Origin of the sequence: Pedobacter sp. N23S346, from assembly GCF_048515415.1 — a bacterium.
GTDB lineage: Bacteria > Bacteroidota > Bacteroidia > Sphingobacteriales > Sphingobacteriaceae > Pedobacter.
Map to the genome: position 1 here is coordinate 1 of NZ_JBLYEE010000009.1, position 15,967 is coordinate 15,967.

Consider the following 15,967-nt stretch of genomic DNA (forward strand, 5'->3'; position numbering starts at 1 on the left):
ACCCCACCTCAGAGCCAACAGCTGAAATTGGGGGGCTTTGATATCAGTTTCAAAACATAAACCCACTTATTTTGACCGAAATCAAACCTTTTTTCCAACAATTTTTTTTTTACCGGACAATAGTGAAAAAACTACGGGAATTATTCAGTTTCTGAAATACGATCCCTGGAGTAAAGACAATTACGAAAAGCAGCCAAATGGAGCAGTGGTACGCAAGTGGGGCGAAAAAGACCCAACTTTAGGAGAAGAAATTACCGGGCATGTAGCTGCTACCTTACTCAATGTAACTGGGAATATCCTCGCAGCACCGATTCAATCTATCAATCCAAGTATTGCCAATTACAAAATTAAAGGTGATGCTGCCAGGTATGCTGCTTGCCAAACAGAACTAAGTTACTTTTCTATAGATTATCAAAAAAATCCAGACCTGGCTGCTGCATTATTATTAAAAGCAAAACAGCACGCTGCAGGTTTTAAGCCATAGGAATTTCTTCCGATCTGGTTTTGCTCAGCGTAATGCCTAAAGTCATCACAATGCTGGTACCCAATACCACCAGGAATAAGAAAGATGTTCCCACCTCTGGAATTTTCAGCGAAGCAGGCAGATTAAAATAAAGCAAAATACTAATTAAGCCACGTGGCGCGATGTATCCGATTGGCGTAAGTGCACCTTTTTTAAACACTTTAAGGAAGAAAAAGCGGATCACAAAGATCGTTACCAGGATGAAAAAACCGTTGGCCAGTACAGGCTTGTCGTTTAGTTCACTAATATTCATGGTGAAGCCAAAGATCACGAAGAAAAAGGTTCTTAAAATAAAAGCACTTTCGGCAGAGAGCTGATAAAGTTGGGATAAATCTGCAGAGAGGTTTTTATAAAGAAATACTCCCCTGAACCAGGCATTCTGGATGGTATCTGCATTGTTCAGAAATAACCCGGTGCTCAGAATCAGCACCAGCGAAGATAAATGGTACGATTGCCCAATGGCATAAACCAGAATCAGGATGGAAATGATCAGGAAGAATTTAATATGGTGTACCAGTTTGCCCATTACATAAAGCAGCACCACGCAGGCAATCGCCGATAAAAAGATAATCAAAAATGTGCTCAGGCCTAAACCAATAAAAGCGGAAGTAGTGATGGAGTGGTTAGTGATGGCGAAGTTGAAAATGATAATACCGAGGATATCGGAGAATGAAGATTCATAGATTACAAACTCCCGGTCTTGTTTACCCAACGCCGCTGCCGATGGAATGGCAATAGCCGAGCTGATTACACTAAATGGAATTGCATTCGCAATGCAGGTGTAAAGATCTTTATGAGTAATCTGATAAATAATCAGTGTAATAACGGTGACCGAAGCAAGCAGAATGGTTAATGCAGAGAAAAAAGCACTTTTGATAATTTTATTTTTTTCGCGATCGTACTTCAATTCCAGTGAACCCTCAAAAACAATCAGGATTAAACCCACTGTTCCCAGCGTGGGTAAAATAGAGAGAAAATTAAACGTCTGAATTTTAAGGTTATCGACCAGAAATCGCAGGCCAATGCCAAGTAGCAGCAGTAATAAAACTGAGGGTACTTTGGTTTTACTGGCCACCAGATCAAACAGATAGGAAAAGATTACTAATCCGCTTAAAATAATAAGTATGGTATATGTAGTCATATTTTGAGCGAATGATAAGCTGCTAAAATAAAACAAACAGATTAACCAGGAAGAAGTTTTATGTAAAATTTAGGCTTTAAAGAAGAGGGCTTTGAGTTCGCTGGCATCATCGGGATTCATTTTTCCACCCAAAACTAAGCGCAATTGTCTGCGGCGTAAGGCACCATTATAAAGTTCCAGTTCTTCTGGCGTTTCCGGAATGAGTTCGGGTACAGGGATGGTTCTGGCACTTTGATCTAGCGCCACAAAGGTATAATAGGCTTCATTGCTTTTTTGGCGGGCGCCACTCGGAATATTCTCCGCCCAAACATCTAAACGTACTTCTAAAGAGGTATTAAAAGCCCGGGTTACCTTGGCTTCGATGGTAATAACATCGCCCAGTTTAATCGGATGCTTGAAAGATACGTTATCCACAGAAGCGGTAACCACAATCCGGTTGCAATGTTTCTGAGCTGAAATTGCTGCTGCGATATCCATCCAATGCAAGAGGCGGCCACCCATCAGGTTGTTAAGCGTGTTGGTATCGTTGGGTAAAACCAACTCATTCATTATCGTAAAACTTTCTTTGGCAAATTTATTTTTCAGACTCATAATCCAGCAAAAGTAATTAAAAAGCTTGATAGAAGAAGGGTTAGGGGTTTAGAAAGGTTAGGGGTTTAGAATAGGTTATAGGGTTAGGGAAATGGAAGATGGAAGACGGGAAATGGAAGATGGATAATGGGAAATGGATCAGGATAGCGAAAAACGAAAGACAAAAAACGGGAACTGGGAATGGAAAACGGGAATTGGAAGATGGAAAATGGAACTGGGAAATGGATCAGGAAAAAATGAAAAACGAATGACGAAAAATACTAATATTCTCTTCAAAGCTACCCACCTTACCATCTAAACTATCTAACCCACAATACCCCATCATAACCATCTAAATTAATTATTTATCAGATAGGTTATGGGTTTAGCGTTGGTTATAGGGTTAGGGAAAAGTAATGGAAAATGGAGAATGGATAGGAAAACGACAAACGGGAAATGGGGAATGGAACTGGAACTGGGAAATGGATCAGGAAAAAACGATAAACGAATAGGAACATTCTCTTCAAAGCTACCCAACTTACCATCTAAACTATCTAATCCACAATACCCAACACTAACCCTTCTAACCCACACTAACCTCTCTACCCCCTTTATCGTATATTTACTCCGAAAATTACACTAATACATGCAAAATCAAACGCTTATTCAATATTTCCATTGGTATTATAACGAAGATCAAAATCTCTGGGTTAAGGTTGTAAAGGAAGCTGCTTACCTGAAAGAAATTGGGATAACAGGTGTTTGGTTGCCTCCGGCATATAAGGCCAGTACAGGTGCGGCATCTGTTGGTTACGATATTTACGACCTGTTTGATTTAGGTGAATTTGACCAAAAAGGGAGTATCAACACCAAGTATGGATCGAAGCAGGAATATCTCGATGCTATAAAAGCCTTGCAGCAACAGGGCATTATCACGCTTGCTGATATTGTTTTTAACCATAAAGCAGGAGCTGATGAGGTTGAAAAAGTGAAAGTAAGAACAGTAAACCCCGAAAACAGAAACGAATTTACAAGCGATGTTTTTGAAATCGAAGCCTGGACTAAATTTACTTTTCCGAACCGAAAGGGCAAGTACTCTACATTTATCTGGGATCATCAGTGTTTTAGCGGCGTAGATTGGGCAGAAGATCGTAAAGAAACCGCTATTTACTCCATTCAGAATTTTGTTGGCGAAGGCTTTGAGGAAGTTCCTTCCACCGAACTTGGCAATTATGATTACCTGATGTTTAGCGATATCGATTTTCGCAACCGTGCAGTAGTGGATGAATTGAAGTATTGGGGCGAGTGGGTGGTAGATAATACCCATATCGATGGTTTCAGATTGGATGCCGTTAAACACATTAACCCTGATTTTATAAAGGAATGGATTGAACACCTGGATGCTAAATACAATAAGCAATTTTTTATTGTGGCAGAAGACTGGAATGTAGATAATTACGAATCACAACTGGAGTATATTAAACTAATGGAGGGGCGGACACAAATTTTTGATTCTTTGCTGCATCATAATTTTTTCATTGCCGGCCAGGAAGGAAATACTTATGATATGCGCACCATTCTCAATAATACATTGGTTGAAATGGCGCCGAAATCGGCTGTTACTTTTGTAGATAATCATGATTCGCAACCGCTTCAGGCATTGGAAAGTTATGTTGATTTTTGGTTCAGGCCAATCGCTTATGCCATTATTCTGCTACGTACACAAGGCATTCCTTGTCTGTTTTTTCCTGATTTATACGGTGGCATTTACGATGATAAAGATAAAGAAGGGGATGAAGTTCACATTGAGCTCGCCATTTTACCAGAGGTGGAAATGATGAGTAAAATCAGGGCTGCGTTTGCATATGGTGAACAGCATGATTACTTCGACCACCCAAACTGCATCGGCTGGACAAGAGCCGGAGATGATGATCACCAAAATAGTGGCCTGGCGGTGGTGCTGAGTAATAGTGCGGAAGGATACAAAACCATGGAAATAGGGACGCGTTTCGCTGGCAAAACATTTATCGATGCTTTAGCTCATAGGCCGCAGGAAGTTATTATAGATGAAAAGGGCTGGGCAGAATTTCATTGCAATGCTGGTAGTGTGTCGGTTTGGGTTTTAAAAGTGCGTTGAGTTTCCCAAAAATCGTCATTGAGGCACGAAGCAATCTCTTTGCGATTCTTCGATTGAGATTGCTTCAGCAGATAAAAGATCTGCTTCGCAAAGACGGTTTTTTTGAGGGGATGCGCCAACCGGATCGTCATGCTGATCCGATAGCTATCGGATTTAGTTCAGCAGCTTTTTTTGGTAGATCCTGAATCAAGTTCACTGTTGTCCGGTAAAACTTTTTGAACAAATTTTTACCGGACAGCCTAATCACAAATGGCTGCAATATTCCTTAACCAAAAGAATATTTTGCAGGATATGGAAGCTATGAGCGGTTTAAAATATTAAAACCTCTGAAAATGATAGTTTTTTACCGGACAGCCGAATTAGTGCAAGATTTTTAGGAAACCTATAAAACAATGGGCTTACCTTTTAAAAATGAGATAAAAACAGCTTTTTTAGCTTGATTTAAAGGATTTAATGGATCGTTTAAACTTTAACCGGACAACAGTGAATCAAGTTCAGGAGGACGATTCTTCGTAAAGACGATTCTGTGAGAGTATTCTTTAACCGAATCGTTATTGATGAGGCACGATGAAGCAATCTCCTTTGCGATTCTTCGATAGAGATTGCTTCAGCAGATGAAGAATCTGCTTCGCAAAGACGGGCTTTTGAGGGGATTCATTCACCGAATCGTCATGCTGATCCGATAGCTATCGGATTTAGTTCAGCACCTTATTTTGGTAAGATCCTGAAACAAGTTCAGGCGGACGAGTTGCAAGAATTTCTCGCAGAGGCATCTAACCTCCTAAACCTATAACCCTCTAAACTTCTTCAACAAAGATCCTGACTCAAGTTCAGGAGGACGAGTTGCAAGAATTTCTCGCAGAGGCATCTAACCTCCTAAACCTATAACCCTCTAAACTTCTTCAACAAAGATCCTGAAACAAGTTCAGGAGAACGAGTTGCAAGAATTTCTCGCAGAGGCATCTAACCTCCTAAACCTATAACCCTCTAAACTTCTTCAACAAAGATCCTGAATCAAGTTCAGGAGGACGACACTTCGTGGGTTCATGAGGACGAATTTTTAACAAACCCTACAAAAAATCATCTTCTTTTCGATAAGCTGCAATAACCGCCAATTCTCCTTCCTTTCCGCTTTTTGAATTCCCATGTTCCATGCCCATCACACCTTTATAGCCTTTGGCATGCAGGTGTTTAAACAGGTTTTTGTAATTAATTTCTCCCGTGGTCGGTTCTTTCCTGCCGGGATTATCGCCAATCTGGATATATGCAATTTCATCCCAGCAACGATCGATAGTCTTAATTAAATCGCCTTCGGTGCGCTGCATGTGGTAAATATCATATAAAATTTTGCAGGATGGACTTTGCACGGCCTTGCAAACCGCATAGGTTTCATTGGTTTTCTGTAAAAACAATTCCGGAGTGTCGCTCAAAGTTTCCAGTACCATAATCAAGCTGTGAGGTTCAAAAATCTCCGCACCTGCCCGCATGGCATCTATAATGTTGGCGAACTGATTGCCATAAGGTAAATTGCGTTCATAAAACCCCGGAACCACAGTGAGCCATTTCGCATTGCAACGTTTGGCGGCCTCAACAGATTTTTTGCAGGTGGCGATGAATTTGTCTTTAAATTCTTTTTTTCCAGTGGCAAGGGAAGTTTTCCAGTTATCGCCACCATCTACCACAAAAACGCCCATCCTCATGTCAAGTTTTGCCAGCAGTTTTCCGATTTTCTCCTGTTCTTCCACTGATCGGTTTAGATAACCATTATCTTCAATAGAGCGGAAGCCTTTATCGTGCATAAACTGAATCTGATCAAGAAAGTTTTTTCCTGCATGGTTTTCAAACATGCCCTGATGAGGAGCGTAGTCCATATTGAAAACTTGATCTGCCACTGCCTGATAAGGTTTATCAGCAGCAAAAGCACTCGTAATGCCTGCGCCTGTAGTAATCGCACCAGCTGTAAGCAGGCTGTTTTTTATAAATTCACTTCTCTTCATTGATCAGTTTTTAAAATGTAAAAGCCAGTTTTAATTCTTTAATATTTTTCTAAATCCTATACTTAAGGTATCGGCAATGGAACCATCTGGCTTATGATACACAAAATAAGCTTCCAGATTTTTGTGTTCTTCTACAAATTTTAAAGCATCGGGGAGGTGCATCCCCATTAAGGCATTGTCGTAACCATCAGCCGTAATGGCATCTGCCGCATAAACCGTTACACTGATCATTTCATTTTCTAAGGGATAGCCGGTTTGTGCATTAATCAGGTGTGAGATTTTTTTCTTCCCGCTCTGATGAAACTTTCTGTAATTACCTGAAGTAGTGATGGCTCCTTTATTCAAAACAGCAATATGCCTGATGATAGGTTCGTCATTTTCATCAGGTCCTTCTATACCGATTTTCATAGGTGTTCCATCGGGCTTCGGACCTGCAATTCTGATTTCTCCGCCCAGTTCTGCAACATAACTTTTAATGCCTTTTCGGTTAAGATATGCTGCAATCAAATCCACACTATAGCCTTGCGCAATCCCATTTAAATCAATCTGAATACAAGGTTTTGTTTTGATGAGTAAACCCTTTTCCAATTTTAGATGTTGCATGCCAACACAATTTAAGATAGATTTTATTTCCTTTTCGCTTGGTTCAATTGTGGTTGCCTTGGGGCCGAAACCCCAGGCCTGAACCAGCGGCGCTACAGTAATATCAAAGATCCCTTTCGTATCAGTATTAATCTCGAAACTTCTTTTCAGCACATCGTTTAAAAAACGATCTGTTTTAATTTGCTTTTCTGCTGCATTAAATTGGTTGATGACTGAACCTTTTCGATATAAAGACATCGACTGATCAATCGCATCTAACAAGCTATCAATGCCACTTTTCGTTGCTAAGCTATCCTTTGCATAATACATAATTGTATAATCTGTTCCTTGTGCAAAACCTTTAACCTTAAATTGTTTTATTTCCTCCTGCCGGAAGAAAGCAAAAATCAAAGGCAGGCAAAGGAACAGAATCTTGTACATGATCGATTATAAAACTTTGGTTTTGCCCGGCATAGGGATGGGATAAAGTCCGTTTCCATCTGGCATTAACTTCGGATTGGCATCCCAGGCGAAACGTTCCGGCATGAGGCTATTGTTCGCAGCCAGGGCTTCATCCCATTTAATGGTTTGCCCGGAATAGGTAGCATAGCGGCCCATAATGCCCGAGAATGTAGTGGTTGCACCGTAATCTGCATTGGTGAATTTATATTCGCCTTTTGATATGGCATCAAAAAGTTCATCATGCTCGGTTTGATAGGGATTTGCATTTCCCTTAGTATTGTGGCTATAAATCTCTTTTCCTTTCGCATCATAAATAATGGCTTGGTTTCCTCCTGATAAGTAAACTTTGCCTTTCGTGCCCTGGAAAGTTTCATCAACCCGGTTAGAGGTACCTTCAAAATGCCTGCATTGGCTATAAACCACTACGCCATTGGGATAAGTAAATTCATTGGCATGGTTATCGTAAATTTCGCCATAATCTTTTCCGGTGCGCCAGGCCCGGCTACCTGTGCCTTGTACCGAAACCGGATTTGCACCAGTGATCCAATTGGCAATATCGATATTGTGAACGTGTTGCTCCACAATATGATCACCACATAACCAGTTGAAATAATACCAGTTACGCATTTGATATTCCATTTCGGTTTGATTCGCTGTTCGTGGACGAACCCAAACGCCACCGCTGTTCCAATACACCTGACCAGAAACAATATCGCCAATGGCTCCATCCTGAATCCGTTTCATGGCTTCACGGTAATTGCTCTGGTATCTTCTTTGTAAACCCACCACCACGTTAAGCTTTTTCTTTTTGGCTTCTTCTGCTGCGGACAATACCTTTCTGATTCCTGGCGCATCTACGGCCACTGGTTTTTCCATAAACACATGTTTGCCTTGTTTCACCGCTTCTTCAAAGTGAATGGGCCTGAAGCCTGGAGGTGTAACCAGTAACACCACATCTGCCAGTGGAATTGCTTTTAAGTAAGCATCGAAACCCACAAACTGCCGTTCTTTCGGGACATCCATTTTTGCGGCAAACTTGGTGCTTAACGATTGGTAACTGCTATCTAAACGATCCTGAAAAGCATCGGCCATGGCCACTAATTTTAAATTAAATTTAGTGCTTAATGCCTGAAAAGCTGCGCCCGTTCCCCTGTCGCCACAGCCAATCAGTGCAATCTTGATCGTATCGGTGTCAGATGCATAAGCACCGGCAAGCGGAATGCTACTTAAAATTGCGCCACCAGCCAATAAGGCAGAGGCCTTCAGGAAATCTCGTCTTTCGTTTGGGTTTGGTTCTTTTTTCATTTTTGATTTATATTTGGTTCGATAGCTAAGGTGATTTAAAAATCTTTAATCGGTTGCTTATTGTAGTAAGCATCAATTTCTGCCTTTGATGGCGCTTTTGCCGGACGTACTAATCTCATGCCCACAAACGGTGCTTCTGGGAACCACCAGTTACTTTTGGGGATTTGTGGATCGAGCTGTTTCCATGATGGGTCGGAAGCCAGCCTTACAGTTGAAGTGAGATTTTCTGGTGTTTCATCAAAAGAGCCACCACGGACGGCATTGGGATATAGTTTATCAGGAATGGCCACGGGATTTACAGCAACTTTCGATTGATCTTTAGCATAAAAATCTGCAAAATACTGATCGTAAGTCCATTCGCTTACGTTTCCATGCATATCAAATAATCCCCAGGCGTTGGGTTTCTTTTCGCCTACCGGATGTGTTTTATTTCCGCTGTTATCTTTGTACCAGGCGTACTCTTTCAAACTGGCGGCATCATTTCCGAAAGAATAATTGGTTGTTGTTCCGGCTTTGCAGGCATATTCCCACTCAGCTTCTGTAGGTAAACGGTAGAAAACTCCAGTGCGAACGTACAGCCATTTGCAGAACTGGATAGCATTATATTGTGTCATGGCTACCGCGGGCTGGTGTTCCTTACCCATGCCAAAAGTCATGTCCAGGTAGGGTTTTGTAGGTCTGGTTACCGCATCTACCTCAGCAGGAATTGGGGTAGTGCTGGCTTGTTTTTCATAATCCCGGTAAAGGAAAGGTTCAAAAATATCCCAGGTAACCTCATTTTTTCCCATCCAGAAGGCATCTAGTTTCACCTCATGAACAGGTTGTTCATCCGGCTTTCCGTTTTTGTTTCCCATTTTGAAAGTGCCAGCGGGAATTGCCTGCATCTCGAAACTCAGTTTGGTACCGTTAATGGATTGGGTATAAGCTTTTGAATCTTGAGCAAAGTTTTGCCCCGGCGCGGTGATGATTAATGCAAATGCAAAAATTCTCTTCAACATAAAATTGGTTAGATTTACCTGCAGGCAGGTGTTTGGTTACTTAGTAATCTGATGACTAAGGTAATTATCCGATCTTAAAATGAAGAAAATTTATGTAACAATAAAGGTATTAATGACAATTGTTATTTGATTTGAAAAGTTTTATTTGCGATCGGTTGGATTGTTACTCAAATTATTATAACCAACAAGTGTATCCCAACGGGCTCCAGGTCTTCTGTAATAAACAAAAATTTGATAACTGTTTTCAGTCTGGAAAAATGAACCTTCAAAGGGTTGAGTTTCTACGGTTTTAGTGTCGTTGTTTAGCCAGGCATATTCATAATCATATAAGCCTTGTTTTAGCAAAATAGTGGCATAAAACTGTTTTCTGCTGGCATCATAAAGTAACTTGCTATCTTTATTTAATACATAATTATTAAAACGGCCAACTACATAGGCTTCTCCATTTGCACTGGGTGCGGCAGTGTTAAGTGTAAAAAGAATATCTGTGTATTCGGCTTCTGTTTTATCATCTCTGCCTTCAGTATTCCGGATAAAGAAATTTCCATTTTCATCAAACTGATTTCCGAAAGCGCCAGTGCTTCTGGGTGCATCGTGGAAGAGCATCACATTAACGGTTTGGTTATCTCTGTAAATATCTTTTACGTTCTCTGCTTTGTAACGCAGGCTTCGGGTATCAAACTTCCTGAACTCATTATTCCCTGGAAAGTCATTGGTATTGATATCATTATAAACCAGTTGATTTGGGCGTACAAATGCGGGGCGGGTGTTTAGCGTTGCTGTATTCGGGTTGAAATTTTGCATCACCACTGCTTTGATATCCTGGTAAGGATTCGCAATAGACATGCTATGGTTAATGCTGAAGTTGATCTTCTGTTTGGCGTTTCTGTCTGTAACCTGCAAGGGGTTGGTAATTTCTGCAGCTACCGCCACCTGACTATCCAGAATATAAAAACGCTGAGAAATGACAGGTTTATTTTTGTCGCTATCGAGGTAGACTTTTAATACGTAATTGCCACTAATTTTTGGTTGAATCTGCGTATTGGGTAAGCTTACTTCATAATGGGTATATTTTCTGGTGGTATTAGAGGAGTAGCGGTAATCGATAATCCGGTCGTCGTTGAAGCCATCCAGATAGTCTGTGGTCGAAATTCTGGAGGGTTGCCAATCTGAGGTGCAATGTTCAATAGTGTACCAGTAATTTTTAGTTCCACCTAATAAGTCATCAAAGGATAATACAATTTTTTCTTGCGAGTTGAGCGTGATCAATGGTATACTTTGCTCTTTCGTGCTGTTATAACAAAGAACGGTTTTGATATTGGGCAGATAGATTTTATTCTCGTTGGTGAATGTTTGGTTGGTTTGGGCAAAGGCTAGGGAAGAAATAAAAAGTAAAATGATAATGATTAGTTTTTGCATGGATAAATGTAAAGAGTATTCAGCATAGATAAAGAGGATTGGGGGAGATATTTTTTGGAAGAAGAGGTTGGGTTAAATGGGTTAGAGGTTTAGGAGGTTAGGGGTTAGATGCCTCCGGGAAAAATTCTTGCAGATTGTCTTCCTGAACTTGATTCACTGTTGTCCGGTTAAAGTTTAAACGATCCATTAAATCCTTTAAATCAAGCTAAAAAAGCTGTTTTTATCTCATTTTTAAAAGGTAAGCCCATTGTTTTATAGGTTTCCTAAAAATCTTGCACTAATTCGGCTGTCCGGTAAAAAACTATCATTTTCAGAGGTTTTAATATTTTAAACCGCTCATAGCTTCCATATCCTGCAAAATATTCTTTTGGTTAAGGAATATTGCAGCCATTTGTGATTAGGCTGTCCGGTAAAAATTTGTTCAAAAAGTTTTACCGGACAACAGTGAACTTGATTCAGGATCTTTGTTGAAGAGTTTAGACATCCCTATTATCAAACCCAAATCCGTGTTTATCTGTGCCGGTCTGTGGTTAAATTTACCCCATCCCCAAAAACAAAAAGCCACAGAAATAATTCCGTGGCTTCTGCAAATATCTTGAATTCGTTATCCTTCCAGTTCCATAATTTCGGCGGCTAGCGTTTCCCATCTAGCCTGGTGCTGATCCAGATCTTTTTTAGCGGCTAAGTAACGTTTATTTGCTTCGGCCAATTTATCAGCTTTGCCATAAACATTCTCGTCTGCCAGTTCTGCCTCAATTTGTTTAACAGCTGCTTCTAATTCAGAAATTGAAGTTTCAATTTTCTTCAATTCATCATTCAGCTTTTTCAACTGATTGGCTGTATTTGGCGTAACTGGTTTTGGCTCTTCTTTCGGTTTTTCAGGCATCTTCACCGGAATCGGTTTTGAAATAGGAATTTCGCGTTTGCTATTCCATTCTTCATATTCAGCATAAGTTCCAGGGTATTGTTTGATCTTTTCGCCTTCGATGAACCAGATTTTGTTAGCCACATTATCTAAGAAATACCTATCGTGAGATACCGCAATGAAAGTACCTTCAAATTGCTGTAAAGCTTGAATCAGAATATTAACCGACTGAATATCCAGGTGATTGGTTGGCTCATCCAGAATCAGGAAGTTCGAATCTGTGGTTAACGATTTTGCTAAAGCCACACGCGATTTTTCTCCTCCGGATAATACTTTAATTTTCTTAAACACATCATCACCGGTAAATAGGAAACAACCTAAAATACCCCTTAATTCTGTATCGGTATGTTTTGGCGCAAAGGCCTGTAGTTCTTCTAAAATGGCATTGTCCAGGTGAAGTGATTCCAACTGGTGCTGTGCAAAGAAAGTAGTGGTTACATTATGACCCGTTTCACAGAAGCCATCAAATTTTTCTGCACCGGCAATCATTCTTAACAGGGTAGATTTACCCTTTCCGTTTGCACCAATCAAGGCAATTTTATCACCTTTTTCAATAACTGCTTCGGCATCTTCCAGGATATGAACATTCGGGTAATGTTTCGTAGCATGTTCAATCCGCACCACGTGGCGGCCGGAAGGTTTAGTAAATTTGAAACTGAAGTTTACCGTTGGGTTATCATCATCAACATCATCCACACGCTCCATTTTATCGAGGGCTTTCATGCGCGACTGCGCCATTTTAGCTTTTGATGCTTTGGCTTTAAAACGTTCAATTAAACGCTCTTCCTGTTTAATTTTAGCCTGCTGATTCTTAAATTCACCTTTCTGAATTTCACCGCGTAAAGCTTTTTCTTCTACGTAGAAACTATAGTTTCCAGCATAGACATTTAACTTTCCTTTGCGTGATTCTACCGTACGGTTCACAATTTTATCTAAGAAATACCTATCGTGAGATACAATTACAATCGCACCTTCAAAGCCCATTAAATAAGTTTCTAACCATTTAATGGAAGGTAAATCCATGTGGTTGGTCGGCTCATCCAGTAATAAGATATCTGGTGTTTGCAACAGAATTTTAGCCAGCATTACGCGCATTCTCCAACCTCCAGAAAAGGTATTTAATGGGCGTAACTGATCAGATGTGCTAAAACCCAAACCAGCCAGAATTTCGTTCGCTCTGTATTCGATGTTATAACCATCCAAAGCTTCAAACTCCTGTTGTTTATCACTCAGTTTATATAAAACCTCTTCGCTGTAATCAGTTTCAATCTTTTTAAGCAATTCTTCAATTTCATCATGAAGCTGGTTTTGGCGCTCGAAAGCTTCCATGGCCACATGCAAAATGCTATGATGAGATTCATACGAAAGTAAATCCTGGTTGAGGTAACCGATTTTTAAGTCTTTAGACATCGAAACCGTTCCTGAAGTTGGAGCGTACTCACCTACAATTATTTTTAAAAGTGTCGATTTTCCCGTTCCGTTTGCCCCAATTAATCCGGCCCTGTCGCCCGGTTTAATATGCCAGTTTGCTTCGTCGTATAAGGCTCTTGAGCCAATCAGGAATGTTAAATTATTTATTGAAATCATTTCGGCTGCAAAAGTACGAATTTTAAAGGCTTTTTTTAGTTTCAAAATGAAATAGGACCGAACTCAAATTTCTTTACGTTTTATTGATGATTAAAGATACTATATCAGCTAACTTATCCCGCATTTGAGAAGCCTGTCTATGTTCGATTAAGTAAAGGATTGAGCTATTTTAAGTATTGAGATGAAGAATAATGGAACGATAAATCTCTAGCTGAACGATGAGACATGGCTATTTTTTACAGTTGCACAATTACAACATTCGGATGAAAAATATATTTTTGCCCAAAATTATAAAGACATGAATAACGAAAATATTAAAATAATCAGTAAAGAAATTCTTTCAGATAACTGGTATACCTTAAGCAAGATCACCTTCCAATACAGCAAAAAAGATGGTACGGTAGAAACCCAGAGTCGTGAGACTTACGATAGAGGGAATGGTGCCACTATTTTGCTTTATAATAAAGTTTCGCAAACGGTTATTTTAACGAGACAGTTTCGACTTCCAACCTATTTGAACGGAAATGAATCGGGAATGCTGATCGAAACCTGCGCCGGACTTTTAGATCAGGATAATCCTGAAACGGCTATTAAGCGTGAAACAGAGGAGGAAACAGGTTATAAAATTACAGACGTAAAAAAGGTTTTTGAAGCTTACATGTCGCCAGGCTCAGTGACCGAAATTTTATATTTCTTCATTGCAGAATATTCAAAAGATATGAAAGTGAGTGAAGGTGGAGGTCATCATGAAGAGCAAGAGAATATAGAAGTGTTGGAAATGCCTTTTGCTGATGCCGTTAAAATGATTTCAACTGGCGAGATTAAGGATGGCAAAACAATTATGCTGCTTCAATATGCCCAGCTTAATCATTTATTTGAACAGTAGTAGTTTTATTTGACCGTCGGTTTCGACTGGTTTTAAATTCACTCATAGATTCAAAATAAATTTTAAATAGTCGAAAAAGTGTTTACCTTTGTACTGTAATAAAAATAATTACAGAATGAATAACAGATTTCCGGTTTCCCTTCATATTCTTATTTTGCTTGATGATGCGAGAGGAACGTTGGTGAGTTCTGATTACTTGGCTGGCAGCATCAATATTAACCCGGTTTTGGTAAGGAAAGAAATTGTAAACTTACGCAAGTATGGTTTCGTAGAGAGTAAGGAAGGAAAGGGCGGTGGATCTTTCTTAGCGAAGAATGCAAGGGAGATTAACCTGGGGGAAGTTTATAAAGCTGTGAAATCAGATCATATTTTGGGGAAAAATAAAAATGAACCTAATCCGAAATGCCCGATTGGACGGCAAATTAATGAACATTTACTCGGCCTGTATAATGATGCTGAAAAGGCCTTAATTGAAAATTTATCAAAACAAACATTGGCAGATTTTGCCTTAAAATTTAAATAGATTTTTTTTAAACTAAACTGTAATAAAAATTGTTACAATATTATAAACATAAACTTAATTTTAATTTAAACATTATGAAAGTAGCATTAATAGGCGCCTCAGGATTTGTAGGTAAAGCCCTTTTGAACGAATTGGTAAGTCGTGGAAATGAAGTAATTGCAATTGCCCGTGATACGGATAAAATTGAAAGTACAGATGAAAAAGTAACGAAAGTTGCGGTTGATGTATTAAATACTGAAGAATTGGCTGCGGTTTTAAAAGGAGCAGACGCGGTAGTGAGTGCATTCAATGCTGGCTGGACTAACCCAAATCTTTATAATGATACGGTTGCAGGTGCAGAAGCCATTCAGGCAGGCGTTAAAGCGTCGGGTGTGAAACGTTACATTTTTATTGGTGGTGCCGGTACCTTGCAAATCGATAGTAATCAATTGGTAGACGGACCAGATTTTCCGGCTGATATTAAACCAGGAGCAACCGCAGTAAGAGATTACTTCAATACTCTGAAACAAGAAACTGATTTAGATTGGTTGTTTTTTAGTCCAGCAATTGAAATGCATCCAGGTATTACCATTGGTCGCACAGGTAAATATCGTTTAGGTAAAACATCTCCGGTTTTTAATGAAGAAGGTCGCTCAATTTTATCTGTTGAAGATTTATCTATTGTTATTGCTGATGAATTAGAGAATAATACACACCACCAGGAACAGTTTACAGCAGCATATTAGGTAATGGGAAAGGGAGGATGTGAGATGTGGTTGTTGATTCAACCTGATTAATATCCTCCATTTTAAATCGTGATGGGACATTACAATTATATTTGATGTTATTCTTGTCCTTGCCAGACGGGCTCTCTTCTTTAGACAACCAAAGAAGCAAAGTTGCCGGCTCGCAATTATTCATATAGTCTTTATA

General features: G+C 39.7%; 15 protein-coding genes. 7 read left to right on the forward strand and 8 right to left on the reverse strand.

Annotated features, from left to right (window positions below):
- Positions 1-37 precede the first annotated feature (37 nt).
- Positions 38-484 carry a hypothetical protein gene (locus ACN1CD_RS15705; protein ID WP_419131338.1) on the forward strand — a complete coding sequence of 149 codons (447 nt, stop codon included), beginning with the start codon at positions 38-40 and terminating at the stop codon, positions 482-484.
- On the opposite strand, the gene ACN1CD_RS15710 is transcribed toward ACN1CD_RS15705, so the two are convergent.
- Entirely contained in the window at positions 474-1,664 is a 1,191-nt protein-coding gene (locus ACN1CD_RS15710) for a sodium:proton antiporter (protein WP_419131339.1), read from the reverse strand. The genes ACN1CD_RS15705 and ACN1CD_RS15710 overlap by 11 nt on opposite strands.
- A gap of 69 nt (positions 1,665-1,733) precedes the next feature.
- The gene (locus ACN1CD_RS15715) at positions 1,734-2,255 is read right to left on the reverse strand and encodes an acyl-CoA thioesterase (protein ID WP_419131340.1); all 522 of its coding nucleotides are present in this window, start codon (positions 2,253-2,255) and stop codon (positions 1,734-1,736) included.
- Between the two features lie 98 nt (positions 2,256-2,353).
- On the opposite strand from ACN1CD_RS15715, the gene ACN1CD_RS15720 reads away from it, so the two are divergent.
- The 3 genes from ACN1CD_RS15720 (at position 2,354) to ACN1CD_RS15730 (ending at position 4,371) form a co-directional block, all read left to right on the forward strand.
- On the forward strand, positions 2,354-2,506 hold the full coding sequence (locus ACN1CD_RS15720) for a hypothetical protein (protein WP_419131341.1): 153 nt from the start codon (positions 2,354-2,356) through the stop codon (positions 2,504-2,506).
- Positions 2,507-2,613: 107 nt separating this feature from the next.
- Entirely contained in the window at positions 2,614-2,877 is a 264-nt protein-coding gene (locus ACN1CD_RS15725; protein WP_419131342.1) for a hypothetical protein, read from the forward strand.
- Between the two features lie 3 nt (positions 2,878-2,880).
- On the forward strand, positions 2,881-4,371 hold the full coding sequence (locus ACN1CD_RS15730) for an alpha-amylase (RefSeq protein WP_419131343.1): 1,491 nt from the start codon (positions 2,881-2,883) through the stop codon (positions 4,369-4,371).
- A 1,070-nt stretch (positions 4,372-5,441) separates the two neighbouring features.
- Here ACN1CD_RS15730 and ACN1CD_RS15735 read toward each other — a convergent pair.
- The 6 genes from ACN1CD_RS15735 to ACN1CD_RS15760 form a co-directional block, all read right to left on the reverse strand.
- Positions 5,442-6,368 (reverse strand): hydroxypyruvate isomerase family protein, encoded by a 927-nt coding sequence (locus ACN1CD_RS15735; protein WP_419131344.1) that lies wholly within the window; start codon positions 6,366-6,368, stop codon positions 5,442-5,444.
- A gap of 30 nt (positions 6,369-6,398) precedes the next feature.
- Positions 6,399-7,391: an FAD:protein FMN transferase gene (locus ACN1CD_RS15740; RefSeq protein WP_419131345.1), complete on the reverse strand. Its 993-nt coding sequence runs from the start codon at positions 7,389-7,391 to the stop codon at positions 6,399-6,401.
- A 6-nt stretch (positions 7,392-7,397) separates the two neighbouring features.
- A complete protein-coding gene (locus ACN1CD_RS15745) occupies positions 7,398-8,717 on the reverse strand; it encodes a Gfo/Idh/MocA family oxidoreductase (protein WP_419131346.1) in 1,320 nt (439 codons plus the stop codon).
- Positions 8,718-8,752: 35 nt separating this feature from the next.
- The gene (locus ACN1CD_RS15750) at positions 8,753-9,715 is read right to left on the reverse strand and encodes a formylglycine-generating enzyme family protein (protein WP_419131347.1); all 963 of its coding nucleotides are present in this window, start codon (positions 9,713-9,715) and stop codon (positions 8,753-8,755) included.
- 141 nt (positions 9,716-9,856) lie between these two features.
- Complete coding sequence (locus ACN1CD_RS15755; protein ID WP_419131348.1) at positions 9,857-11,134, reverse strand: DUF5103 domain-containing protein; 1,278 nt, start codon at positions 11,132-11,134, stop codon at positions 9,857-9,859.
- A gap of 604 nt (positions 11,135-11,738) precedes the next feature.
- Positions 11,739-13,646: an ABC-F family ATP-binding cassette domain-containing protein gene (locus ACN1CD_RS15760; RefSeq protein WP_419131550.1), complete on the reverse strand. Its 1,908-nt coding sequence runs from the start codon at positions 13,644-13,646 to the stop codon at positions 11,739-11,741.
- 298 nt (positions 13,647-13,944) lie between these two features.
- Here ACN1CD_RS15760 and nudK point away from each other — a divergent pair, with 298 nt between their 5' ends.
- The 3 genes from nudK (at position 13,945) to ACN1CD_RS15775 (ending at position 15,780) form a co-directional block, all read left to right on the forward strand.
- Positions 13,945-14,532 carry a GDP-mannose pyrophosphatase NudK gene (gene nudK, locus ACN1CD_RS15765; protein WP_419131349.1) on the forward strand — a complete coding sequence of 196 codons (588 nt, stop codon included), beginning with the start codon at positions 13,945-13,947 and terminating at the stop codon, positions 14,530-14,532.
- 115 nt (positions 14,533-14,647) lie between these two features.
- Entirely contained in the window at positions 14,648-15,055 is a 408-nt protein-coding gene (locus tag ACN1CD_RS15770) for an Rrf2 family transcriptional regulator (RefSeq protein WP_419131350.1), read from the forward strand.
- 29 nt (positions 15,056-15,084) lie between these two features.
- A complete protein-coding gene (locus ACN1CD_RS15775) occupies positions 15,085-15,780 on the forward strand; it encodes an NAD(P)-dependent oxidoreductase (protein ID WP_419131351.1) in 696 nt (231 codons plus the stop codon).
- Positions 15,781-15,967: the final 187 nt, after the last annotated feature.